The following is a 24854-nucleotide window of genomic DNA, read 5'->3' on the forward strand; positions in this document are numbered from 1 at the left end:
GAATATAAACTAAACTACCACATCAAAAAACGCAGTTAATTCTTCGAACGAATATTGTTTGGTATCGATATCTTTAATAATTCTACCGCGTTCAAAACAAACAATCCTGTCGGAAATTTCAAACGTATGATTTAAATCGTGGCTTGATACCAATAAAGTTGTTTGTTTGGTATCGGCAATAGTGCGTAAAATCTTTTTTAAACGAATTTGTGTTGTTGGATCTAAATTAGCAAAAGGCTCGTCTAAAATCACCACTTTAGGGTTTCCAATTAAAGTTCCAATGATTCCTACTTTCTTTTGATTTCCCTTTGAAAGATCACGGATAAATTTGTTTTTTCCTAAAATTTCATCGTTAAAAAAATCGGCATAAGTAAGTAAAAAAGCATCAACCTGCTGTTTGGTTTGATTGCGCAATTCGCCTAAAAAATAAAAATATTCTTCGCAGGTTAGATATCCAATTAAAAAACTATCGTCTAAAAAAGCGGTGGTAAACGATTTCCAATCTTCGCTTTTATTTACAATAACGTTGTGGTTTTTAATAAATCCTTGTGTTGGTTCGATTAAATCTAATAACAAACTAAAAAAAGTGGTTTTTCCGGCACCGTTATTTCCTACCAACCCAAAACTTTCGCCAATAGGTATTTGCAATCCTTGTATGTCTAAAACGGTATTTCCGTCGTATATCTTTTTTAAATTTTCAACTTGTATCATAACTATTTGTAAGCTTTTATGGTTTTATATTTTTGTGATTTGTATAGATTCTCAATTAAATTGAACATGGGCTTTTTAAGTAAAATTCCGACCAAACCAATTGCTATAAACACAATAATTGCGGTGTTAAAAGGTAAAAATGTGTTTAAAATTAAATACAAAACCATAGGAATTGCCAAAGTAGGAATACTTAATAATAATGTTTGAACGCTGAATGCTTTACTATCGCCGAATGCGTTTTTATTACTTGAAAGATCAATTTTAGATCGAACAAAAGTTCCTGTAATTAAAGACAAATAGCAGTTCCAACCTATGTTGTAAAAACCAACAGCTACAATTATTAAATACGTTTTTAAACCAAAAAACAGATAGAAACTTGCCAATACCATTGAAACCAATGTTCCTAAAACCATTATTAACCATTTAGATTCTAAATATGTTCTATACGGTATATTTTGCGACATCATTAACGGATAATAACTACTGTCCCAACTTGGCACGTATTGTCCGAAAAGCATCATAAATCCGCCGGTAATCATTATGGCTGCTACTATGGTAAAAAAGGTATTTGATTTGTACATATCCATTGTAAAGAATATTAAACCATACAATAAAAACAAACCACTCATCATTAAAACGGTGCGGGTGCGTTTGTTACGAGTTAACAACTTTATGTCTAATTTTAAAAACGGAGCTAACGTTCCAAAACGGTTTAAAAAGTTTAAATCGTAATATTTATAGTTTTCTTTTTTTACAACAATGGCGCTGTCTAATGATAAATTTTTAAAGTAAAAGCGGTAACACGCCACAAGCAATGCTACTAAATAAGCAGTTGTAATAGCTATTAAAAACGGATAATTGTAAAGTGCTTCAAAAAAATATTTTGTGTAAGCGGTTGCTTCGATATATTTAAAGAAATCTAACGCCAGAACACCTGCAAAAATGACTAAAAAAGGCAATGCAAATTTATTTACATGGTTTAATAGCTGCACTAAAAAGTTGTTTGCCCAAAAAAATATTGTAAACGACAATGCAAACAGAAAACTTGTTATAAAATCTACTTCATAATCTAAAGTTAAAATAAGCAACAACGCAATACCCATACATAGGTTTACAAAGTTAAAAAATGATAAGGATGATTTGGTTAAACAGTAGTTCACGATTGTTTTTTTACGAACATTTTGTATAAGCAAAGGTTTTACCAAGGTGGTTGGCATTTTTTGAAAGAAATAACGAATTACCAGATCTCCCAACCATAAATAAACGGCATATTTAAAAAAACCCTGAAATGGATCCAATCCTTCTTCTTCGGCTATTTTAAATAAACCGGCACTCATGCCCGCCATAGTTATCAAATAACAAATCCCGAAATAGCCTTTTCCTAAAGCCATTAAAACGCGCTGGGCAACTGCACCCTTACGTGTCATAGCTTTCCACTCTAAGCTTGCAAGTTGTTTAAATGTCATACTCTGTTTTTATTTAGTAAGTAGGGTTTTTAACAAAATGTTACAAAAAAAGAGTATGCTTTTTTAAACATACTCTTTATATTTTTTATATCGATTGATTAATCAATGGCTTTTACAACTGCTTTTTCGGCTTCTTTACGTGTTCCGTCGAAACCGTCGATACCAGAAACGGTGGTATATTTCAACACATATTTCTTACCGGGATTTATTCGGTTATAAACACTTTGGCACATTAAAGTAGCTTCGTGAAATCCGCATAAAATCAACTTTAATTTACCCGGATACGTGTTAATATCGCCAATAGCATAAATGCCTTCAATATTGGTTTGATAATCTAACGCGTTATTTACTTTAATGGCATTTTTTTCAATCTCTAATCCCCAGTTTGCAATAGGACCTAATTTTGGAGTTAAACCAAACAACGGAATAAAATAATCGGTTTTAATTGTTTGTGAAGATGCACCGCCGTCAAAAGACAAGGTTACTGCCTCTACATGCTCGTTTCCGTGAATTTCGGTAACTTCGGCAGGCGTTATCAAATTAATTTTCCCTTGATGTTTTAATTCCTGTACTTTTTCAACAGAGTCTAATGCGCCACGAAACTCATTTCTTCTGTGAACCAATGTCACGCTTTTAGCAACATCGCTTAAAAAGATACTCCAATCTAAAGCAGAATCGCCTCCACCACTTATAACAATGTCTTTATCTCTAAACTGTTCCGGATTTTTAACGAAATATTCCACCCCTTTATCTTCGTAAAAACCTAAACCTTCTATAATTGGTTTACGTGGTTCAAAACTACCCAAACCACCAGCAATTGCAACGGCTTTTGCATGATGTTTTGTACCTTTGTTTGTAGTAACAATGAACGTTCCGTCTTCTAACTTATCAATACTTTCGGCAACTTCGTTTAAGGTAAAACTAGGTTCAAACTGCTTTATTTGTTCCATTAAGTTATCGATCAATTCGGCAGCGCCAACAGACGGATAACCTGGTATATCGAAGATTGGTTTTTTAGGGTATAACTCTGTTAATTGTCCGCCGGGTTGCGGAAGTCCGTCAATTATATGACAGCGCAATTTTAATAATCCGGCTTCGAACACAGTAAAAAGTCCTGTTGGTCCGGCACCGATTATTAATATATCAGTTTCAATCATAAATTAAATTTTGTATAAAATTAAAACGCTCTAAGAATAAAAAAAGTGATAAATATCATTCATTTACCACTATTTCTTATAGCTTATTAAAGAACGGCAACGTTTTCTACCGTTTCAATTTCAGGTGCGAATTTTTTAATTGTAGTTTCCACCCCTGCTTTTAATGTCATTTGGTTGATTTTACAAGATGTACAAGCACCTTCTAATCGCACTTTAACGTATTTGTCGTCTTCGATAGAAACAAGGCTGATGTCACCTCCGTCTGATTTTAAAAACGGACGAATTTCCTCTAACGCTTTTTCTACATTTTGTCTTATTGCTTCTGAAGTCATATTTTTAAAATTGATGTAAAACAATCAATGTTTTAATTTTTATTTTACAGCAGAACAACCTGCCATTGTTGTAATTTTAACTGCTTCGGTTGGTGGAAGCGATTCGTTTCTTAAAACGGTTTGCGACACTACATTTCTAGCGATTTCCACAAAAGCGTCACTTACTACAGATTGATCCTGTAATGCTGCTGGACGACCGTAATCGCCTGCTTCGCGAATACTTTGTACAATTGGCACTTCACCTAAAAACGGAACATCTAAATCTAAAGCAAGATTCTTTGCCCCTTCTTGACCAAAAATATAATACTTGTTTTCAGGTAATTCTTCCGGAGTAAAATACGCCATGTTTTCCACAATACCTAAAACCGGTACATTGATGCTGTCTGCCATAAACATCGATACACCTTTTCTTGCATCAGCCAACGCAACTGCTTGCGGTGTACTTACTACCACCGCACCTGTAATTGGTAACGACTGTAATAACGACAGGTGAATATCGCCCGTTCCTGGTGGTAAATCTAAAAGTAAGAAATCTAATTCGCCCCAATCTGCATCAAAAATCATTTGGTTTAATGCTTTAGAAGCCATTGGTCCGCGCCATATTACTGCCTGATCTGGACTTGTAAAAAATCCGATTGATAGTAATTCAACTCCGTAACTTACAATAGGTTTCATTTTTGATTTTCCGTCTACATCAACCGAAATAGGTTTCGATTTTTCAACATCAAACATAATTGGCATTGATGGTCCGTAAATATCGGCATCTAAAACACCTACTTTAAAGCCCATATTTGCTAAAGTAACCGCCAAGTTTGCTGTAATTGTAGATTTACCAACACCACCTTTACCAGACGACACCGCAATAATATTACTGATTCCCGGAATTGATTTTCCTTTGATTTCTGGTTTCTCAGGAGTTTCAATCTTAATATTTACTTTTACTTTTGCCTTATCATAGATTTTTTCGTGAATTGTTTTCATGATATCCACTTCGGCACGTTTTTTAATATGTAAAGCCGGTGTGTGTAAAGTAACATCAACCACCACTTCATCGCCAAAAGTCATTACGTTTTGTACTGCACCGCTTTCAACCATATTTTTACCTTCGCCAGCAACCGAAATGGTTTCTAACGCTGCCAATATCTCTTTTCTATCTAATTTCATTGAATGTGTCTTAAAATTAAGTTGGATAATATTCTGTTAGTAAACAACTTATATAGAATTATTTTAAATTGCAAAGATAATACGAAATTATCACAATGTAAAGTTAATCATTTGATAAATGCTGTGTTTACAGCTTTGATAGTTATTTTTTATACCAATAATAGTTAACCTTTATTTTATATGGTTCATTTCTTAAAAAATTGTACTTTTATAAAAAGATAAAAATAAAATTATGGCACAGATAACATTTAAAGGAAACCAAATTAATACCGCAGGAAATTTACCTGAAATTGGCGCTACAGCTCCGGATTTTAAATTAACAGCAAGCGATTTATCTGAAAAATCGTTAAGTGATTACAAAGGAAAAAATGTGGTTTTAAATATTTTTCCGAGTGTTGATACAGGTGTTTGCGCACAATCTGTACGCACCTTTAACAAAGAAGTTTCGGCTGTAGATAATACGGTTGTTTTATGTATTTCTAAAGATTTACCTTTTGCATTGAATCGTTTTTGCGCGGCTGAAGGTTTACAGAATGTAGAAACACTATCGGATTTTAAAACCAACGACTTTAACAATGCTTACGGCGTACAAATGACCGATGGACCTTTAAACGGATTAATGAGTCGAGCGGTAGTTGTTATTAACCCAGAAGGAAAAGTGGTTTACAATGAACAAGTTCCTGAAATCACTCAAGAACCAGATTATAACCATGCAATTAATGCGTTGAAGTAAAAGTTGCTTTTTTAATGAAAAACACCGCCAAAGTTTAAAACTTTGGCGGTGTTTTTGTATGAATATCATAAAAATATTAGTACATTCACAACTAAATTAACAATACTTGTGAATTATGCTTAAAAAAATACTTTTACTCATTTTTTTTCTATTAAATCTCAATGCATATTGTCAATATTGTGTTGAGAATATTTTTTGTAATTCTTTTGGCACTTTAGGTCATTGTGTAGCAGTTACCACAAAAGATAATAAAATGCTACTTTATGGAGGGAATGCTTACGGACAATTAGGTAATAATTCAAAAAATGGACAAAAAATTTTTTCCGATCCTTTTATTCTTAGTAAAAATGAATGGAAAATGATAAGTTTTGGAGCCGGTCACACTTTAGGCATTAAAAATGATGGAAGTTTATGGAGTTGGGGAACAAATGATTCTGGAAGATTAGGAAATGGAACAATAGATGCAGGCAACTTCTTACCTAAACAGATTGGTTCAGATAAAGATTGGGACTTGATAGCTGCGGGAACTTGGCATTCATTGGCATTAAAAAAAGATGGCACATTGTGGGGATGGGGAAATACAAGAACTGAATCATTAGGATACTTTCATTTTAATCTACCATTAGACCAAACAACACCTATTAAATTAAATAATGATAATGATTGGAGCTATGTACATGCAAGCAATTACACCACTTTAGCTATAAAGAAAAATGGTTCACTTTATGGTACAGGAGCTGTAAAAATAGGAACCGGAAATTCAGGCGCAAGTGCACCTCTTCGTTTTCCTGAAGGTACTCAAGTTCAAGCTAATGGATTTTATAAAATTGGAAATGAAAATAATTGGAAAAAGATTATAACTGGTTCCGATGATTTTTTTGTTATGCTCAAAAATGATAATACATTATGGGGATGGTCATATACTTCTGCTGCCACATCTAATATAGATATAAAAAAAGTAAATTATTGTACAGAATATTCACAAATTGGAGATTCAAATTGGAAAGATGTTGATGTGAGTCACAATGCTTTTATAGGAATAAAAGAAGATGGTACTTTATGGCATTTTGGGTTATTAACATATAACATAATCAATAAAAAGATAATACAGATTGGAACTGACTCAAATTGAAAAAAAGCAGTAGCAGGTCATAACACACATTACTTGGTAAAAGAAGACAATTCGTTATGGTTTCTTGGAATTTCTGAAACCTTTCAAGGTTTTGAATCAAATTTTGTAGCTACCGACCCTCTATTAATATATGATTGTAAAAACCTCCCCGATTCTGCAAAAAATAATTTTGATTTCTTGTTGTATCCAAATCCTACATCAGATATTATTTTTTGGAATAAAGACATTTCAATCCGTAAAATAACTTTTTATTCAGAAAATTGAGACGCCGTATTATTCAAAAATGTTTCCAGCAATTCGCTTGATGTATCATCGCTTGCTCATGGAACCTATATAATAAAACTAGAAGCCAATAGCCGAACAGTTTATCATTCAAAATTTATAAAAAAATAAGATTAAAACAGAAAACGTCCAAAGTTTAAACTTTGGACGTTTTGTTTATGGCTCCCAAAAATGATCATTAAAATTTTGAACCGTATTTTCTTTGATCTTTACTCCTTCATTTTCTAACAACTGTTGCATTAAATTGGTTCCTTGGAAATGATGTTTGCCTGTTAGCAATCCTTTACGGTTTACTACTCTGTGTGCAGGAATATCTTCGTGTATAGCAGATGCGTTTAAGGCATAACCTACCATTCGGGCAGAACGTGGTGCGCCTATCTTTTTTGCAATGGCTCCGTAAGTTGTAATTTTTCCGTAAGGAATCTGTTTAACAACTTCATAAACTCGTTGAAAAAAATCTTTTTCAATCATTATAAAAAAGCTTGCAAAGGTTTATAAGAGTAATTAACCCGGTAATGCATCCTAATATTTTATTGATATTTTTTAAAACAAAACTATCTTGATCTGTTTTGTTTTTAAATAAATTAATATAAAACATAAAAGCTAAAAAAGCACCTATTAACACCCCAACGGTCAACAATATATTACTTATGTAATTAATACTATAAAAATTATTATTTACAGCGGTAACGGTTATAAACACATAATAAAATATAGGAAATACGTTTATTAACGCCAACAATATACCTTGAGTAAAACGTTTTCTTTTTTGTACAACCTGAACTTCACTATCGTTATTTTTCTTAGGTTTTGCAACAAAAAAATAAATTGTTAATATTAAAAAAACCACAAAACCAATTTCACGAAGAATGTTGGTTATAAAAATACTATTATCAATAATTTTCGCAAAGAAAACCGCCAAATACGTTTGTAGTGCAATAACAACAAATGTACCCAGCATAAAGCTGTACGCATTTTTCATTCCTTCTTTTTTAGAAATATTTACCACGGTAGCATTTAAAATACCTGGCAGTAACGTTCCTAAAACAGAGGCACCAAGCCCTGTTAAAAAAGGAAGAAGATAATTCATTATTTAAGTTGAAATTTAATATAAGTAATTGGTTTGTTTTGCTCTAGATATTGCGACTCATAAAAAGTTTGTATTGCAGTAACTACTTCCGGAGCGCCTTCGTTTCTATACACATGATGGTTTGCGTACAATACTTTATGTCCTGCACCATGCAATAACCCCAAAGTATAACCGTGCATAAATTCACTATCGGTTTTAAGGTTTACGATACCTTCTTGTTTCAAGATATTTTTATATCGAGCCAAAAATTCTTCGTTGGTTAAACGGTGTTTTGTACGTTTGTATTTAATTTGAGGATCGGGAAAAGTAATCCATATTTCATCAACTTCATGCGTACCGAAACAATTTTCAATCAATTCTATCTGCGTGCGTAAAAAAGCTACATTCGGTAAATTTTCTTCAACCGCCGTTTTAGCTCCACGCCAAAAACGAGATCCTTTTATATCAACTCCGATAAAATTTGTATTTGGATAACGACGTGCTAGCTCAACAGAATATTCGCCTTTACCACAACCTAATTCTAAAACAATTGGGTTATCGTTTTTAAAAACTTCTTTATTCCACTTGCCTTTTAAGCTAAAAGTATTGTTTAAAACCTCTTCTCTATTTGGCTGATATACATTTGAGAACGTTTCGTTTTCTCTGAAACGTTTCAATTTATTTTTACTTCCCACATCTATAAATTTTGGTAAAAATACAACAATTGCCGTTTAATAAAAATCTTGAAAAACAAAAAAGCTGTTATTTTTTAACAGCTTTTTCTATGGTAAATGAAAATTCAGACCCTACACCTATTTTACTTTCTACGTAAATATGTTCGTTATGGGCTTCTATAATGTGTTTTACAATGGATAGTCCTAAACCAGATCCGCCAACATCTCGTGATCTGCTAACATCTGTTCTATAAAAACGTTCAAACAATCGGGGAATATGTTTTTTTTCTATTCCGTAACCGTTATCTGTTATTCTTACCAATAATTTATTATCGGTTAAACTTTCTATTGATACTTCTGTTGTGCCGTTTTCTCTTCCGTATTTTATAGAATTATCAACCAAATTTAAAACAACTTGATTTATTTTTTCTCGATCACCTTTTACTATAATAGATCTGTAATGATCTTTATCAAACATCATTGTTATGTCCTTTTTCTCGGCTTTCATTTCCAAAAGATCAAATACATTTTGAAAGATCTCTATAATATCAAAGGTTTGCTTATTTAGCTTTAATTCATTTGTTTCTAATTTGGTAATCATATCCAAATCGTTCACAATTTCAATTAATCGTTCAATACCTTTATCGGCACGAGTTAAATATTTTTTACGCAGGGCTTTGTCTTTAACACCGCCTTCTAACAAGGTTGAAACATACCCTTGTACGGTGAATAATGGTGTTTTAAGTTCGTGAGCTACGTTACCAATAAATTCACGGCGGTATTCTTCTTGTACTCTTAACGATTCTATTTCTACTTTTTTATCGGTCGCGAATTTGTTTACTTCGTACATTAACGTTTGCATATCGGTTGTAATGGGCTGATTTCGCAGTACCGATTCGTCTAGAATGCTTACTTCTTTGTAAATTTTTTGAATGCGACGGTAAATAAATCGCTCTACCCTATATTGAAGTACGTAGAAACTAAACGCAAAAAACAGTAGCGTAAATGTTACTGTAAAAAGCCAATCTATAGTAAAGAATAAATACTGTAATAGTATTATAAGCAGCGTGCTAAAAATGGTGATTACAGCCGCCGATTTTACTGCAAATTTATATGATTTACGGTAGTTTATACCCATTAAACTTCTATTTTATAACCAACTCCTTTAATTGTTTTAAACAAATCGTCGCCAATTTTTTCGCGTAGCTTTCGTATGTGTACATCAATAGTTCTGCCGCCTACAATTACTTCGTTACCCCAAACTTTATCTAAAATTTCTTCGCGTTTAAAAACTTTTCCCGGTTTTGATGCCAACAAGTAAAATAATTCAAACTCTTTACGTGGTAAAATAATTTCGACTTTATCTTTTATAATTTTGTATTCTTCGCGGTTAATTTCAATATTCCCAATTTTTAAAACATCTTCTGCAGGTGCACCTTCTTTAACTCTGCGTAACAATGCTTTTACTTTACTAACCAATAATTTTGGTTTTATAGGTTTGGTAATATAATCATCGGCACCAACATCAAAACCTGCAACTTGAGAATAATCTTCGCCTCGGGCTGTTAAAAAGGTAATAATGGTATTGTTTAATACGGGCGCTTTTCGCATGTTCTCGCAAGTTTCAATACCATCCATTTCGGGCATCATCACGTCCAAAATTACTAAATTAGGTATTTCTTTTTTTGCAATTGTTAATGCGTCTTTTCCGTTTTTAGCGGTAAATACTTGATAGTTTTCTGCTTCAAGATTAAATCCTACAATTTCTAAAATATCTGCATCGTCATCAACCAGCAAAATTTTAATGTCCTTGTTTTTCATTTGTTATATGTTGTTTCAGTTGTAAAATTAAAGATAAATAAAAAGCAAACAACCGCTTAACAATTATTTAATGTGGTAACATTTAATTTACAAAAACCCAACATATTCATAATTGGGCTATAACCTTACAATAACCTTTAGGTAATTTCTTTGCAATGAAAAAATATAATACAAAATTAAATGAAATTAAATTTTTTGGCAGCAGCGTTTTTATTTGGAGTGGCTACTTATGCGCAAGATACAAAAACGATTAAAGGCTACATTTACGACACCGCTAACAACAACGAACCTTTGGCTTTTGCAACCATTATGTTGCAAAATACCGATTTTGGTGCAGAAGCAGATGAAAACGGGTATTTTGAAGTGGAATGTTCTCAAGGTTCTTATGTATTAGAAGCATCGTACACCGGATACCAAACTTTTACAATGCCTTATGAAACAAGTAATACCGAAAATTTATCTATTAATATGATACCCGATGAAGGAAATTTAGATGAATTGGTTATTACGGTTAACAACAGAAAATCATCGGAAACCGCTTTATTGAGCGAACAACGTAAATCTTTAGAAATAAAACAACAAATTGGCGCACAAGAACTTTCTCGTAAAGGTGTGGGCGATGTGGCTGCAGCTGTTGCAAAAACAGCAGGCATTTCTCAGCAAGAAGGCAGCAACAACGTTTATGTTCGTGGTTTGGGCGATCGTTACAACTCTACAAGTTTAAATGGTTTGCCGGTTCCTTCTAACGATCCTGAAAAAAAGAACATTAATTTAGAATTATTTTCTACTGATATTGTAGAGTATATTTCGATCGATAAAACGTTTAATTCAAGAAATACAGGAGATTTTGGTGGTGGAAATGTAGATATTTCATCAAAAGATTTTAAAGACAGCAGTTTGTTTGAAATTGAATTAGGCGGAAAAGCAAATACTAACGCTTTAAGCAAAGGCAGCGATTTTATGCTTCCACAAGGACCTAGTAAAATGGGTTATGCATCTTACGGAAAGCCTAACAATCCTTTTAATGGTTATCACTTTCAAAATAGCTTGCAACCTAAAAGTGCAGGACCAATTGGTGGAAACTTTGGTTTAAAAGCAGGAAAATCATTCTTTATTGGCGAAACCGGAAAATTAAATTTATTTGCAACCGCAAGTTTTGATAACGGCTTTACATACAGGGAAGGATTAAACCAAACATTGAATGCACAAGGTGCTAAGCTAAAATCATTTCAACAAGAAAAATTCTCACATACCACTAACACAACAGGTATGTTTAATGCTAATTATCATGTAAACGACAATCACCGTTTAGCTTACAACTTTTTGTACATCAACTCATCAGATTTATCAAGAGATATTTACAATGGTAGCGACCGTGATTTTGAAGGCGATCACGATTCACATTTAGTTCAACGTGGCACATTCACTCAAAATACTGTTTTAATCAACCAGTTGTTAGGAAATCATTCATTGAACGAGAAGTTAGATTTTGACTGGGCACTTTCGTACAACACTATTGAAAGCGACATGCCAGACAGAACACAAAGTAAGATGTACTATTGGAATGATTACAAAGGATACACGCTGGCACAAAATACACCAACAGATAACCACCGTTATTTCCAGAACTTAACCGAAAACGAAATGGCAGCAAACCTGGCATTGAGTTACAAATTAGGAACTGATGAAAACGGTAGTGAAAAAGGGAAAGTAACTTTTGGTTATAACGGCCGTGTAAAGAAAAGAGATTTCGAAGCAATACAATTTAATTTAGATATTATTGGTCCTGTTAGAAACGTTGCAAACGGATACTTCTTCGATCCAAATAACTTAGACGCTTTTTTTAATCAGAAAAGCTTCGATGAAGGGTTGTTTGTTATAGAATCATTTGCGAACGATACACCACAAACTTATAACGGTGAACAAAACATACATGCTGGTTTTGCTAATTTAGAATACCGTTTAACTGATAAATTCAGTGCAGTTGTTGGTTTACGTTACGAAAAAATTGACCAGTTGGTTAAATGGAGAACACAGTTAGATGCCGATCAAAAATCTAACGAATTTAAACGTAACGAATTTTTACCAAACTTATCGTTAAAATACGAATTATCTAGCATACAAAATTTACGTTTAGCAGCAAGTAAAACCTACACCTTGCCTCAGTTTAAAGAACGTGCTCGCTTTATTTACGAAGACGTAACCGAAATTAAAATTGGTAACCCGTATTTATATCCGTCGCAAAACTACAATTTAGATTTAAAATGGGAGATTTTCCCAATGAACGATGAAGTAATTTCGGTAGCTGCTTTTGGTAAATACATTCAAGATCCTATCAACGAAATCACTATGGCATCATCAACCAACGATATCACTTGGGTTAATATAGGCGATAAAGGGTATGTGTATGGCGCAGAATTCGAAATTAAGAAAAGACTTTTTGATTTTGGCGGAACCAACACAAACAACCTTTTTGGTGGATTAAATGTATCATACATGAAAACCAATCAAGAAATTGATGCAGAAAAAATCAGACGTGAAACCAACGGAACCATTAATACCAACTTTGAAGATACCGAATCGTCTTTCACAGGAGCATCTGATTTGTTATTAAACGCAGATATATCGTATGTTACAGAATGGAACGAAGGCAAAGGAATGACTGCAACACTTGCCTACACACATTATTCTGATCGTTTGTACGCTTTAGGATCTCAAAAAGGTAACTTAATAGATAAAGGCATGGGAAGTTTAGATTTTATCTTAAAAACAAAAATTCATAAAAACTTTGCTCTAGATTTTGCTGCTCGTAACATTTTAAATCCAGAATTCCGCAGAATTCAAGACAACAAATCGGGTGTGGTTGATGCCGTTACCTATAAAAGAGGAGCGTTTTTTAGTTTAGGTGCTAAATATACATTTTAACAACATAATCATTACATACGCTTAACACACAATAAAGTATTAATAATCAACTTTGTATCAAATAAATAACTAATTATTAAAGAAAATGAAAAAGCCAATTTCAAAACTATTTAGCTTAACATTATTATCATTAACATTAGCAGTAACAGCAGTTTCATGTACAAGCGATGATTCAACTCCAGTTGAAGAACAACCAACTTCAGATTTTAAAGTTGATCGCAACGCATTAACAGGCGAAATTAAAAGCGGACACGTAATTTTAACCGACGGAACTTATAAATTAACAGGAAAACTAATCGTAGGTTCTGGAGCAAAATTAACCATTAAAGCAGGTGTTAAAATTGAAGCTACTGCCTTAGGATCAGGTCAGTTTGATGCTGCTAGATACATAGCTGTATCGCAAGGCGGGCAAATTTTTGTAGAAGGAACAGCATCTAACCCAGTAATTATGACTGCTGAAACTCAAAAACCAGGGTCTTGGGGTGGATTGGTAATTTGTGGTAAAGCACCAATTAACAAAGGAACAACTGCAACAGCTGAGGTTTCTGAATTAACTTATGGTGGATCTGATGCTAATGACAATTCAGGATCTATTAAATATTTAAGAGTTGAATATTCTGGATATTCTTACAATGCAGATAAAGAATTCAACGGAGTTTCTATGTTTGGTGTTGGTAAAGGAACAACTATTGATTTTGTACAGATTCATGAAGGATCAGACGACGGATTTGAGTGGTTTGGTGGTACTGTAGATGCTAAACATTTAGTTGTTACTAACTTTGCTGCAGAAGTAGGTGATGATTTATTTGACTGGACAGAAGGTTGGAACGGAACAGGTGAAAACTGGTACGGTAAAAGAACAAACGACGGTAACCGTGGTATTGAAGCAGATAACAATTCTAACAACGAAGCAGCTACACCAATATCAAACCCAACTATTAAAAACCTTACATTAATAGGAAATAATGCTGGTGGCGAAAACCATGGTATTAAATTAAGAGTCGGTACTAAAGGATCATTTGATAACGTAGTTTTAAGCAACTGGGGAACAGGTTTTGATGTACAAGCAGCGCCAGATTTATCTGCCGGATATGTAATTTCTAAAGAATTAAAAGCTACCAACGTTAGGTTTGACAACGTAAAAACACAAGCTAATACAGCAGCTACAGGAATTTTTACTGAAAATGCAAATGCTACAGGTGCAGGTAACGGAACGCAAACCCCAACATGGGCAACCGGCTGGACTGTTGGTTTGTAAAATATAATATATTGAAAAAAGAAAATGTAATTGTTGTAAGTAGTAAAACGAGAAGTGAAAATTTCTCGTTTTAAATTTAAAAAACTGTCAAAATGTCTTTAACTCGGTCATACCAAGCATTTATTGTATGATAAAAATCCTTTAAACAGCTAATTTAACTACAGCAAAACAGTTAAAATCTTCATAAATAACCTTAATTTTTTATTGAGGTTATTTTTTTGGTATTTTATTTGATATTATTTTTATATATTTACTTAATTAAATAAAACTATGAAAGAAAAATACCTATATATATTTTTACTGTTACTAATAACAAGCTTTTCTGTGCAAGCACAAACAGCTAAGAACAGTGGAATAGCAGAGCAAACAAAAACCGAAAATACGTTAGATAAAGTTCAGATATATCCGAACCCGGTTACTAGCGGAAAAATATACATTAACACGGAAACCAGTTCTGTTAAAACATTGGAATTGTATGACATGTTAGGTAAACGTATTTTTATAACCGAAATGAACGGATATCAGAAAGAATTAAATGTAAATAACCTAAAAGCAGGAGTTTATATTTTAAAACTCTCTGAAAAAAATAATAGTATTACTCGAAAAATAGTAATTAAATAACAACCAAGCCCGTATAATAGCGGGCTTTTTTAATAGAAACAATTTAGTAACATACACTTTTTTGCAGTTAAAAAAAATACCGTAACTTTGTATAATAAAATTTAAAACAAATTTAGATATGAAAAAAATTTACACTTTAGTTACAATTTTGGCAGCTTCTTTTGCTGCGAATGCGCAAGTAGTAATCAGCCAAGTATATGGTGGAGGCGGAAACAGTGGAGCAACCTACAAAAGCGATTTTGTTGAATTATTTAACAGGGGTAGTGTTGCTGTAGATATTACAGGATATACTTTACAATATGCTTCTGCTGCTGGAACTTTTGGAGGTACAGCTACTAATCCAAACAAAACGAACTTACCTAGTGTTACTATTCAGCCTGGACAATATTACCTAATACAACAAGCTACTGGAACAGGAGGAACAATAGATTTAGATCCAGATTTCACACCTACTGGTACTGAACTATTAGCAATGAGTGGAACAAATCTTAAAATTGTTTTGGCATCAGACGCTATAACTGTTACTTCTGTTACTGACGCTAATGTAATTGATTTTATCGGAACAGGATCTGCAAATATGTATGAAGGAACTGCAGCTGTTCCTGTATTATCAAATACAACAGCAGCTTTTAGAAATAGTGATGGTTGTACTGACACAAATGATAACGCCGCAGATTTCACAGTAGCTGCTCCGGCTCCAAGAAACTCTCAAAGCCCGATTAACATTTGTGCTGCTTCAGTTAAAGAAAACAACATCGAAGGTTTAAACATTTTCCCTAACCCTGCAGATGATGTTTTAAACATTACATCTAACAGTACTGCTGATAAAAACGTACAGTTATTCGATTTAACAGGTAAAAAAGTATTAGACGTTACAACTGTATCAACAGTAAACGTTTCTTCTTTAAAAGCTGGTATCTATGTAGCAAAAATCAACGAAGCTGGAAAAACAGCTACAAGAAAAGTTATCATTAAATAATCTATTTAACATACAACTTAAAAGCATCTCCTAACCGAGATGCTTTTTTTATTCGTAATTTTGTATTTTAAAACAATTATCGTGTTTACAGCAACAGACATTATTTCTATACATACTACAAAAGAATTTCATAAAACGGCTATGAAAGTTTTTCGCTTTCAGTTTGAACATAACGAAGTGTATCAAAAATACTGTTTGCTGTTAAAGAAAAATCCATCAAACGTAAAACATCTTACCGAAATTCCTTTTTTACCGATCGAATTTTTTAAATCGAAAGATATATTAAGCTCTATAAATGCTGTACAAACAACCTTTACAAGTAGCGGAACTACTGGAATAATTACTTCTAAACATCATGTAACCGATTTAAGTTTTTACGAAGCCAGTTTTCGCAGCGCTTTCTCTAAATTTTACGGAAACATTGAAGATTATGCCGTTTTAGCTTTGCTTCCCTCCTATCTGGAACGCCAAGGATCGTCATTAATTTATATGGCTAAAGATTTTATCGAAGGATCAAATCATCCCGATTCTGGTTTTTATCTGCATAATTACGAAGAACTCGCAAAGAAATTAATTGAGCTAGATAACAGCGGACAGAATGTACTGTTAATTGGTGTTACTTATGCACTTTTAGATTTAATTGAACTGCAAAAGTTTAACCTTAAAAACACCATTATTATGGAAACCGGTGGTATGAAAGGCAAGCGGAAAGAACTAATTCGCGAAGAGTTGCATACTATTTTAGCCGATGGTTTTGGTGTGGAGAAAATTCATTCCGAATATGGAATGACCGAGTTACTTTCTCAAGCATATTCGCTTGGCGATGGTATTTTTGAATGTCCGCCGTGGATGGATGTTTTAATTCGCGATACCGAAGATCCGCTAACTATTATTGAAGACGGAAAAACCGGTGGAATAAATGTGATTGATTTGGCTAATATTAATTCGTGCGCCTTTATTGCTACACAAGATTTAGGTAAAAAACAACCTAACTTTTCGTTTGAAGTATTGGGACGTTTTGATAATTCGGATATTCGCGGATGTAATTTAATGGTTTATTAGCTTCTCGACTACGAAATCGAAGTGACAAACTTTACCAATGCCTAACTGTCAGGTCGAGCGGAGTCGAGACCTCTAAATAAAAAACCTCAGCTTTCACTGAGGTTTCATTCTTATTTCACATTTAAAATAAAGTAATTTTTCTTGCCTTTTTGTAGTAGCACAAACTGATTGTTGATTAAATCGTTTGTTGACAAACTAAAGCCTTCTTGAACTTTTTCACGGTTTACAGAGATCGAGTTTTCTGTCAACGCTCTTCTTGCTTCTCCGTTTGATTTCATAAAGCCCGATTTTGCGTTTAAAACCTCCACAATATCAATTCCTGCTTTTAAATCTTCCATTACTATTTCAGCTTGCGGAACGCCGTCAAACACTTCTAAAAAGGTTTTAGCATCTAATGCTTTTAAATCATCTGCCGAAGCATTTCCGAACAAAATTCCCGATGCTTTAACTGCGTTTTCTAATTCTTCTTGTGAATGAACAAAAACGGTTAACTGCTCTGCTAACTTACGTTGCAAAACTCTTAAATGCGGCGCTTGTTTGTGTTCTTCAATCAGAACTTCTATTTCTTCTTTCGATAAAAAAGTAAAAATCTTAATATATTTTTCGGCATCTTCATCGGTTGTATTCAACCAAAACTGGTAGAATTTATAAACAGATGTTTTATCGGCATCTAACCAAATATTTCCACCTTCTGATTTTCCAAATTTAGAACCATCGGCTTTTGTAATTAACGGACAAGTCATGGCGTATGCTTTAGCATCTTCGCCACCCATTCGTCTTACCAATTCTGTTCCTGTGGTAATATTTCCCCATTGATCAGATCCGCCCATTTGCACTAAACAATTATAATTTTTGTACAAATGATAAAAATCGTAACCTTGAATTAATTGGTAGGTAAACTCTGTAAAAGACATTCCGGCTCCATCTGCTGCAAAACGTTTTTTTACAGAATCTTTGGCCATCATGTAATTTACGGTAATACGTTTACCAACATCACGCGCAAAATCTATGAATGAAAATTCTTTCATCCAATCGTAATTATTTACTAAAACAGGTGTGTTTTCTGTTGTTGCATTAAAATCTAAAAAACGTGACAAAACACCTTTTATACCCGCTACATTGTGGTTTAAAATATCTTCTGTCAACAAGTTTCGCTCATCTGATTTACCAGACGGATCACCTATCATACCGGTTGCCCCACCAACAAGCGCAATTGGTTTGTGTCCAAAATTTTTAAGATGAACCAACAAAATAATCGGAACTAAACTACCAATATGTAATGAGTCTGAAGTGGGATCAAAACCAATATAAGCGGCAGTTGGTTCTTTTAAAAACTGTTGCTCGGTTCCGTCTATAATATTGTGTACTAACCCACGCCAAGTTAGTTCTTCTATTAAATTTTTCATTTAAATAAGTTTTGTGCAAATATAGTGTTTTAATAAAAAAAAGAAAGCCACAAATATTGTGACTTTTAATTATTATTCTTTTTACGATTAAAAGGAATATCTTTCATGTTTATAACAGGACTTAGCGCTTCGTCTTCTTTATCTGGCTTTGAAGCACGTACCTCCTCTAACTTTTTTTGCAAGCGTTTTTGTACCGAATCATAGATCACTGCATACACATCGGGTTTTTTTTGATAGATTTCTTGCGCCTTTACAAATTTTAAACTGTCTATCCCATGTTTTTTCAGAATATGCTTGTAATCTACAATATATTGAATGGTATCGCGTCTGCTTGCAGTATTTCGTGCGCTTGACGACACGGTTAAATCATACAAAACATCAACCATTTTTTCTTGCGAAATTTCGGCTTTTTCTTCAATTGTACAACTAACCAGAAAAATTAAAATAAATACAGAAACTAATTTTTTCATACTTTTATATATGTGTATTTAAACTTCTTTTACGCGTTTTCGTCAGTTCCAGCTTGTCGAGAACTTTACTTCTCGACACACTCCACTTTATTGCGCTACTTGAAGTGACGAATTATTATCTATTGAATAACAATCGTTGACCAAAACGTTCTTCGCTGATAACACCGTTTTCCATAACAAGCTTTCCATTTAAAACAGTCGATTCTACTTTTGTAGTAAAATCAACACCTTCTAAAGGTGACCAACCGCATTTTGCCAATACGTTTTCTTTGGTAACCGTCCACTTTTGGCTGTTTAAATCAACCAAAGCCAAATCAGCAAAGAAACCTTCTTTTACAAAACCGCGTTTTTCTATTTTGAACAAAATTGCCGGATTGTGCATCATTTTTTGAACGACTTTTTCTAACGATATTTTTCCTGCTTTTGCAAATTCCAACATGGTAATTAGCGAATGTTGAACCAACGGTCCGCCAGACGGAGCCTGTGAATATTGTTGCGATTTTTCTTCTAACGTATGTGGTGCGTGATCGGTTGCGATAACATCAATGCGATCATCTAACAAGGCTTCCCAGATTTTTTCTCGATCTGTTGCCGATTTAACTGCCGGATTCCATTTTATGAAATTACCTTTAGTTTTATAATCTTCGTCTGAAAAATATAAATGATGCACACACACTTCTGCAGTGATCATTTTTTCTTCTAACGGAATATCGTTTCTGAACAATTCAGTTTCAATTCCTGTACTAATATGGAAAATATGTAAACGAGCGCCTGTTTTCTTAGCTAATTCAATTGCTTTTGATGATGATTTATAACACGCTTGGGCACTACGAATTACAGGATGTTGCGTTACCGGAATATCGTCACCAAATTCTTCTTTTGCTTTTTCAAGATTTTCGCGAATGGTTTGTTCGTCTTCGCAATGAACGGCAATCAGCATTTTTGTTGATGAAAATATTTTCTCTAGAACTTCTTCATTATCAACCAACATATTTCCTGTAGACGATCCTAAAAACAATTTAATTCCCGCAACATTACGCGGATTTGTTTTAAGAACTTCATCTAAATTATCGTTGGTTCCGCCCATCATAAACGAATAATTCGCGTAAGATGTATTGGCTGCTATTTGATATTTCTCTTCTAAAATTTCTTGCGTAACGGCATTTGGGACTGTGTTTGGCTGCTCAATGAACGATGTTACTCCGCCCGCAATTGCTGCTTTAGATTCTGATGCAATGTTGCCTTTATGTGTTAAACCTGGCTCGCGAAAATGTACCTGATCATCTATAACACCAGGAAAAATGTGCAATCCAGAAGCATCGATCACTTTATCGGCAGCAACCGTAATTTGTGTATCTATTTTAGAAATGATTTCGTTTTCGATAAAAATATCGGCTTTAAAAACTTTTCCTTCGTTAACTATGGTTCCGTTTTTAATTAAAAGAGTGCTCATTTATAATTTATTAAATAGTTTTTTTAATCGTAATTGTAAAACGCCAAAAACGGCTTCTTTAATAATACTGCCCGACATTTTTGATTTTCCTTTGGTTCGATCTGTAAAAATAATTGGTACTTCTACCAACTTAAAGTTACGTGAAAATGCACGATATTTCATTTCGATCTGAAACGCATATCCTACAAATTTAATCTTATCTAAATTAATCTGTTCTAAAACCGAACGGTGATAACAAATAAAACCTGCCGTGGTATCCATAATGTGCATTCCGGTGATAAATCTTACATAAACCGATGCAAAATACGACAATAACACACGACTTAAAGGCCAATTTACCACGTTTACACCTTTTACGTAGCGCGAACCTATAGCAACATCGCCTCCATTATAACAAACTTCTAATAGTTTTATCAAATCGTTAGGGTTGTGCGAAAAATCGGCATCCATTTCAAAAATATATTGGTAATTATGTTTTAACGCCCATTTAAAACCGGCAACGTAAGCTGTTCCTAATCCGTTTTTCTTTAATCGTTTTTTCAAGAAAATCCTGTTTGGGAATTCTTCTGCAATTTGTAACACTTTTTCCGAAGTTCCGTCGGGTGAATTATCGTCAACCACCAAAACATCAATGGGTGTTTCTAAATTCATAACGGCTCTTAAAATATCTTCGATATTTTCTATTTCGTTAAAAGTAGGTATTACAACTATATTTTGCTTCATAAAAAAATATTGTCCAAATGTACCTTTTTTTAAATGTAGTTTTCTTAATAAAATTAAAAGGTTTTATTCCGCATAAAATTAGTATTTTTACAGCGTTTATGGAAATAGATTTTTTAGATAGAAACAATTTTTCAATTGATTGGGCAACGGTTTTGTTTATTATAACCTTTGCCACAATTGTTATTACCCGATTAACCTTTCCAAACCGCTTTGACGATTTTATTAAACTTGGCTTTTCTAACAAGTACCTTTCTACCTACCGTGATAGTAATAATATGAAAAGTAGCTTTACCATAAGCATGTTTTTTGTGCAAATGGTTTCTTTAAGTTTATTTGTACATTACATTATTAGTTTAATTGGATATTCTGATTTACACAGCTTTCCTTTTTATATACGCATTTTAAGTATTTTAATATTTTTTGTATTGGTTAAGTATTTTGTAGAAAAAATAATAGCCGTTTGCTTTAATGCCGAAGATTTTGCAGAACAATATAATTTAGTAAAAGTAAGTTACCGCTCCTTTTTAGGTTTGATACTATTTCCTGTAATTGCTATTTTATTTTACAACCAATTTAATGTTCCGTATTTTTTATGGATTGTTGTTGGTTTGTTCTTAATATTTAATGGCATTTTGTTTATTATGCTTTTAAAAAATTATCAAAAACTATTTAGCAAGTTTTTATTTTATTTTATTTTGTATCTTTGCACCTTTGAAATAGCACCCTATGTAATTTTATACCATTGGTTTGTTATTTCTAAGACCTAAAGCACAAAGTACTATGAAAGTGAAATCAATTTTGGTATCGCAGCCAGAACCTAAAGTAGAAAACTCACCATATTTCGATATTCAACAGAAATATAAGGTAAAAATTGACTTTAGACCTTTCATTCACGTTGAAGGTGTAAATGCCAAAGAAATCCGTCAACAGAAAATTGACCTGAACAACTACACCTCTATTATTCTTACAAGTAAAAACTCTGTAGATCATTATTTCAGAGTTGCAGAAGAAATGCGTTTTAAAGTTCCAGAAACCATGAAATATTTTTGTCAGTCTGAAGCTATTGCTTATTACTTACAGAAATATGTTGTGTACCGTAAACGTAAAATTTATGTGGGTCAGAAAGATTTTGTTGATTTATCGCCATTGATTAAGAAATTTAAAGACGATAAGTTTTTATTGCCGGCATCAGACAAATTAAACGACGATGTACCACAAACTTTAAACGGATTAAGTGTAAACTGGACACAAGGAATATTTTTTCGTACAGCAATGAGCGATTTATCTGATTTAGCAGATGTAAAATATGATGTTCTATGCTTTTTTAGCCCAACAGGAATTAATTCGTTGTTTAAAAACTTCCCCGATTTTGTTCAAGACAACACAAGAATTGGTGTTTTTGGAAGTACAACCAAAAAAGAAGCTGAACTTTTTGGATTGCGTGTAGATATTATGGCACCAACACCCGAAGCGCCATCTATGACAATGGCTATCGATCAATATCTGGCAAAAGTTAATAAATAACATAAAAGTCTCATCGTTTGATGAGACTTTTTATGTTATAATTCATACTTAATTAGTACTTTTAACTTCCATATTTTCGTAATTTCGCATTGCAAAAACAAAATAATAATGATTGATTTTATATATCAGGATTCGTATCCTGTACAAAAAGATGATACACAGTATCGTAAAATATCTTCAGATTATGTTAAAATTGAAAAATTAGGCGATCGTGAAATTTTAACGGTTGATCCCAAAGGTTTGGAATTATTAGCAGAAACAGCAATGACCGATGTTTCATTTATGCTGCGTACTTCGCACCTTGAAAAATTAAAAGCAATTTTAGACGACCCCGAAGCTACAGACAACGACCGTTTTGTTGCTTACAATTTATTACAAAATGCGGCAGTAGCTGTTGGTGGCGAGTTACCATCGTGTCAAGATACGGGAACAGCAATTGTAATGGCGAAAAAAGGAGAAAATGTTTATACCGGAATTGATGATGCCGAAGCTTTATCAAAAGGTATTTTCAACACCTATATCAATAAAAACTTACGTTATTCTCAGATCGTTCCAATTTCAATGTTCGAAGAGAAAAACTCGGGATCTAACCTTCCTGCGCAAATAGATATTTATTCTAAAAAAGGAAATTCGTACGAATTTTTATTCCTTGCAAAAGGAGGCGGATCTGCAAACAAAACGTTTTTATACCAGCAGACGAAATCGTTATTAAACGAAAAATCGTTAGAAGCTTTCATAAAAGCCAAAATCATGGATTTAGGAACAGCTGCATGCCCACCTTATCACTTGGCGTTGGTTATTGGCGGAACTTCTGCCGAAGCAACATTGGCAACCGTTAAAAAGGCATCTGCAGGCTATTACGATCATTTACCAACAACAGGAAACATGGCGGGACAAGCGTTTCGCGATTTGGAATGGGAAAAACGCATACAGCAAATTTGTCAGGAATCTGGCGTAGGTGCGCAATTTGGCGGTAAATATTTGGTACACGATGTTCGCGTAATTCGTTTGCCACGTCACGCAGCATCTTGTCCGGTTGGTTTGGGCGTTTCTTGTTCTGCCGATAGAAATATCAAAGGAAAAATTACTGCCGACGGTATTTTTGTAGAGCAGTTAGAAACAAATCCAGCAAGATTATTACCAGAAACGGCTCCGCATTTAGAAGATCCTGTTTCAATTGATTTGGATCAGCCAATGGATCAGATTTTGGCAGAATTGACCAAACATCCAATCAAAACTCGATTAATGTTAAACGGAACCGTTATCGTTGCCCGCGATATTGCCCATGCAAAAATCAAGGAAATGTTAGATAACGGCGAACCAATGCCGGAATATTTTAAGAATCATCCGGTTTATTACGCAGGACCTGCAAAAACTCCAGAAGGAATGGCTTCAGGATCTTTCGGACCAACAACTGCGGGACGCATGGACAGTTATGTTGATTTATTCCAAGGAAACCGCGGATCAATGATTATGCTTGCCAAAGGAAACCGTTCGCAACAAGTAACAGACGCGTGTGCGAAACACGGCGGTTTTTATTTAGGATCAATCGGCGGACCGGCAGCTATTTTGGCAAAAGACAATATTTTACATGTTGAAGTAGTTGATTTCCCAGAATTGGGAATGGAAGCTGTTCGAAAAATTACCGTAAAAGATTTCCCTGCATTCATTATTACCGATGATAAAGGAAACGATTTCTTTCAGAATTTGTAAACAGTTATTCGTTTTTAGCTGTTAGTTATAAGCTTAAAGCTCTATAAGGTGCAAACTTTATAGAGCTTTTTAATATCCCGGCTATCATTCTATGTTTCACACTAAATCGCATTAGTATTTTTATTTTTACTATTTGTAAAATATTTTTTACATTATATAAAATTTTTATTACATTTGAT

Annotated in this window: 25 protein-coding genes and 1 pseudogene; 12 read left to right on the forward strand and 14 right to left on the reverse strand. The window is 33.5% G+C overall.

The window, feature by feature from the left end; genetic code table 11:
• Positions 1 to 9 precede the first annotated feature (9 nt).
• The 5 genes from EG242_RS01340 to EG242_RS01360 form a co-directional block, all read right to left on the reverse strand.
• Entirely contained in the window at positions 10 to 711 is a 702-nt protein-coding gene (locus EG242_RS01340) for an ATP-binding cassette domain-containing protein (RefSeq protein WP_124898121.1), read from the reverse strand.
• A gap of 2 nt (positions 712 to 713) precedes the next feature.
• Positions 714 to 2177 (reverse strand): DUF5687 family protein, encoded by a 1464-nt coding sequence (locus tag EG242_RS01345; RefSeq protein WP_124898122.1) that lies wholly within the window; start codon positions 2175 to 2177, stop codon positions 714 to 716.
• Between the two features lie 98 nt (positions 2178 to 2275).
• Complete coding sequence (locus tag EG242_RS01350; RefSeq protein ID WP_124898123.1) at positions 2276 to 3334, reverse strand: NAD(P)/FAD-dependent oxidoreductase; 1059 nt, start codon at positions 3332 to 3334, stop codon at positions 2276 to 2278.
• Positions 3335 to 3420: 86 nt separating this feature from the next.
• Positions 3421 to 3666 (reverse strand): NifU family protein, encoded by a 246-nt coding sequence (locus tag EG242_RS01355; protein ID WP_124898124.1) that lies wholly within the window; start codon positions 3664 to 3666, stop codon positions 3421 to 3423.
• Between the two features lie 39 nt (positions 3667 to 3705).
• Positions 3706 to 4830 carry an Mrp/NBP35 family ATP-binding protein gene (locus tag EG242_RS01360; RefSeq protein ID WP_124898125.1) on the reverse strand — a complete coding sequence of 375 codons (1125 nt, stop codon included), beginning with the start codon at positions 4828 to 4830 and terminating at the stop codon, positions 3706 to 3708.
• Between the two features lie 232 nt (positions 4831 to 5062).
• Here EG242_RS01360 and tpx point away from each other — a divergent pair, with 232 nt between their 5' ends.
• The 4 genes and pseudogenes from tpx to EG242_RS15205 form a co-directional block, all read left to right on the forward strand.
• On the forward strand, positions 5063 to 5563 hold the full coding sequence (gene tpx, locus EG242_RS01365) for a thiol peroxidase (RefSeq protein WP_124898126.1): 501 nt from the start codon (positions 5063 to 5065) through the stop codon (positions 5561 to 5563).
• Between the two features lie 115 nt (positions 5564 to 5678).
• Positions 5679 to 6695 carry an RCC1 domain-containing protein gene (locus tag EG242_RS01370; protein WP_124898127.1) on the forward strand — a complete coding sequence of 339 codons (1017 nt, stop codon included), beginning with the start codon at positions 5679 to 5681 and terminating at the stop codon, positions 6693 to 6695.
• Between the two features lie 33 nt (positions 6696 to 6728).
• Positions 6729 to 6959, forward strand: coding sequence for a hypothetical protein (locus EG242_RS01375; RefSeq protein WP_124898128.1), 231 nt, complete (start codon positions 6729 to 6731; stop codon positions 6957 to 6959).
• Positions 6960 to 6983: 24 nt separating this feature from the next.
• A pseudogene (locus tag EG242_RS15205) lies at positions 6984 to 7088 on the forward strand (T9SS type A sorting domain-containing protein); the annotation flags it as partial.
• 45 nt (positions 7089 to 7133) lie between these two features.
• Here EG242_RS15205 and EG242_RS01385 read toward each other — a convergent pair.
• The 5 genes from EG242_RS01385 to EG242_RS01405 all read right to left on the reverse strand — a co-directional run bounded on the left by EG242_RS01385 (position 7134) and on the right by EG242_RS01405 (position 10541).
• Positions 7134 to 7448, reverse strand: coding sequence for an MGMT family protein (locus EG242_RS01385; protein WP_124898129.1), 315 nt, complete (start codon positions 7446 to 7448; stop codon positions 7134 to 7136).
• Positions 7441 to 8067 carry a LysE family translocator gene (locus EG242_RS01390; RefSeq protein WP_124898130.1) on the reverse strand — a complete coding sequence of 209 codons (627 nt, stop codon included), beginning with the start codon at positions 8065 to 8067 and terminating at the stop codon, positions 7441 to 7443. The genes EG242_RS01385 and EG242_RS01390 overlap by 8 nt, the downstream gene beginning before the upstream one ends.
• Positions 8067 to 8741 carry a tRNA (guanosine(46)-N7)-methyltransferase TrmB gene (trmB, locus tag EG242_RS01395; protein WP_124898131.1) on the reverse strand — a complete coding sequence of 225 codons (675 nt, stop codon included), beginning with the start codon at positions 8739 to 8741 and terminating at the stop codon, positions 8067 to 8069. The genes EG242_RS01390 and trmB overlap by 1 nt, the downstream gene beginning before the upstream one ends.
• A gap of 67 nt (positions 8742 to 8808) precedes the next feature.
• A complete protein-coding gene (locus EG242_RS01400) occupies positions 8809 to 9858 on the reverse strand; it encodes a sensor histidine kinase (RefSeq protein WP_124898132.1) in 1050 nt (349 codons plus the stop codon).
• Positions 9858 to 10541 carry a response regulator transcription factor gene (locus EG242_RS01405; protein WP_124898133.1) on the reverse strand — a complete coding sequence of 228 codons (684 nt, stop codon included), beginning with the start codon at positions 10539 to 10541 and terminating at the stop codon, positions 9858 to 9860. The genes EG242_RS01400 and EG242_RS01405 overlap by 1 nt, the downstream gene beginning before the upstream one ends.
• Positions 10542 to 10721: 180 nt before the next feature.
• Here EG242_RS01405 and EG242_RS01410 point away from each other — a divergent pair, with 180 nt between their 5' ends.
• The 5 genes from EG242_RS01410 (at position 10722) to EG242_RS01430 (ending at position 17386) form a co-directional block, all read left to right on the forward strand.
• A complete protein-coding gene (locus EG242_RS01410) occupies positions 10722 to 13466 on the forward strand; it encodes a TonB-dependent receptor (protein WP_124898134.1) in 2745 nt (914 codons plus the stop codon).
• An 85-nt stretch (positions 13467 to 13551) separates the two neighbouring features.
• The gene (locus EG242_RS01415) at positions 13552 to 14724 is read left to right on the forward strand and encodes a hypothetical protein (RefSeq protein ID WP_124898135.1); all 1173 of its coding nucleotides are present in this window, start codon (positions 13552 to 13554) and stop codon (positions 14722 to 14724) included.
• 270 nt (positions 14725 to 14994) lie between these two features.
• Positions 14995 to 15345 carry a T9SS type A sorting domain-containing protein gene (locus tag EG242_RS01420; RefSeq protein ID WP_124898136.1) on the forward strand — a complete coding sequence of 117 codons (351 nt, stop codon included), beginning with the start codon at positions 14995 to 14997 and terminating at the stop codon, positions 15343 to 15345.
• A gap of 118 nt (positions 15346 to 15463) precedes the next feature.
• Complete coding sequence (locus EG242_RS01425) at positions 15464 to 16324, forward strand: lamin tail domain-containing protein (RefSeq protein ID WP_124898137.1); 861 nt, start codon at positions 15464 to 15466, stop codon at positions 16322 to 16324.
• A gap of 81 nt (positions 16325 to 16405) precedes the next feature.
• Positions 16406 to 17386 (forward strand): LuxE/PaaK family acyltransferase, encoded by a 981-nt coding sequence (locus EG242_RS01430; protein WP_124898138.1) that lies wholly within the window; start codon positions 16406 to 16408, stop codon positions 17384 to 17386.
• Between the two features lie 110 nt (positions 17387 to 17496).
• On the opposite strand, the gene tyrS is transcribed toward EG242_RS01430, so the two are convergent.
• From tyrS to EG242_RS01450, 4 genes are all read right to left on the reverse strand, one after another.
• Positions 17497 to 18792 carry a tyrosine--tRNA ligase gene (gene tyrS, locus EG242_RS01435; protein WP_124898139.1) on the reverse strand — a complete coding sequence of 432 codons (1296 nt, stop codon included), beginning with the start codon at positions 18790 to 18792 and terminating at the stop codon, positions 17497 to 17499.
• A 65-nt stretch (positions 18793 to 18857) separates the two neighbouring features.
• Positions 18858 to 19262 (reverse strand): DUF4296 domain-containing protein, encoded by a 405-nt coding sequence (locus tag EG242_RS01440; protein ID WP_124898140.1) that lies wholly within the window; start codon positions 19260 to 19262, stop codon positions 18858 to 18860.
• A 115-nt stretch (positions 19263 to 19377) separates the two neighbouring features.
• Positions 19378 to 20715 carry a dihydroorotase gene (locus tag EG242_RS01445; protein WP_124898141.1) on the reverse strand — a complete coding sequence of 446 codons (1338 nt, stop codon included), beginning with the start codon at positions 20713 to 20715 and terminating at the stop codon, positions 19378 to 19380.
• A complete protein-coding gene (locus EG242_RS01450) occupies positions 20716 to 21438 on the reverse strand; it encodes a polyprenol monophosphomannose synthase (RefSeq protein WP_124898142.1) in 723 nt (240 codons plus the stop codon).
• A 17-nt stretch (positions 21439 to 21455) separates the two neighbouring features.
• On the opposite strand from EG242_RS01450, the gene EG242_RS01455 reads away from it, so the two are divergent.
• The 3 genes from EG242_RS01455 to EG242_RS01465 all read left to right on the forward strand — a co-directional run bounded on the left by EG242_RS01455 (position 21456) and on the right by EG242_RS01465 (position 24675).
• Positions 21456 to 22205 carry a DUF4271 domain-containing protein gene (locus EG242_RS01455; RefSeq protein ID WP_124898143.1) on the forward strand — a complete coding sequence of 250 codons (750 nt, stop codon included), beginning with the start codon at positions 21456 to 21458 and terminating at the stop codon, positions 22203 to 22205.
• 13 nt (positions 22206 to 22218) lie between these two features.
• Positions 22219 to 22962 (forward strand): uroporphyrinogen-III synthase, encoded by a 744-nt coding sequence (locus EG242_RS01460; RefSeq protein WP_124898144.1) that lies wholly within the window; start codon positions 22219 to 22221, stop codon positions 22960 to 22962.
• 111 nt (positions 22963 to 23073) lie between these two features.
• A complete protein-coding gene (locus tag EG242_RS01465) occupies positions 23074 to 24675 on the forward strand; it encodes a fumarate hydratase (protein WP_124898258.1) in 1602 nt (533 codons plus the stop codon).
• The last annotated feature ends 179 nt before the right edge of the window (positions 24676 to 24854 follow it).

It is taken from the genome of Paenimyroides viscosum (assembly GCF_003858535.1).
In the GTDB taxonomy this organism is placed as follows: domain Bacteria; phylum Bacteroidota; class Bacteroidia; order Flavobacteriales; family Flavobacteriaceae; genus Flavobacterium; species Flavobacterium viscosum.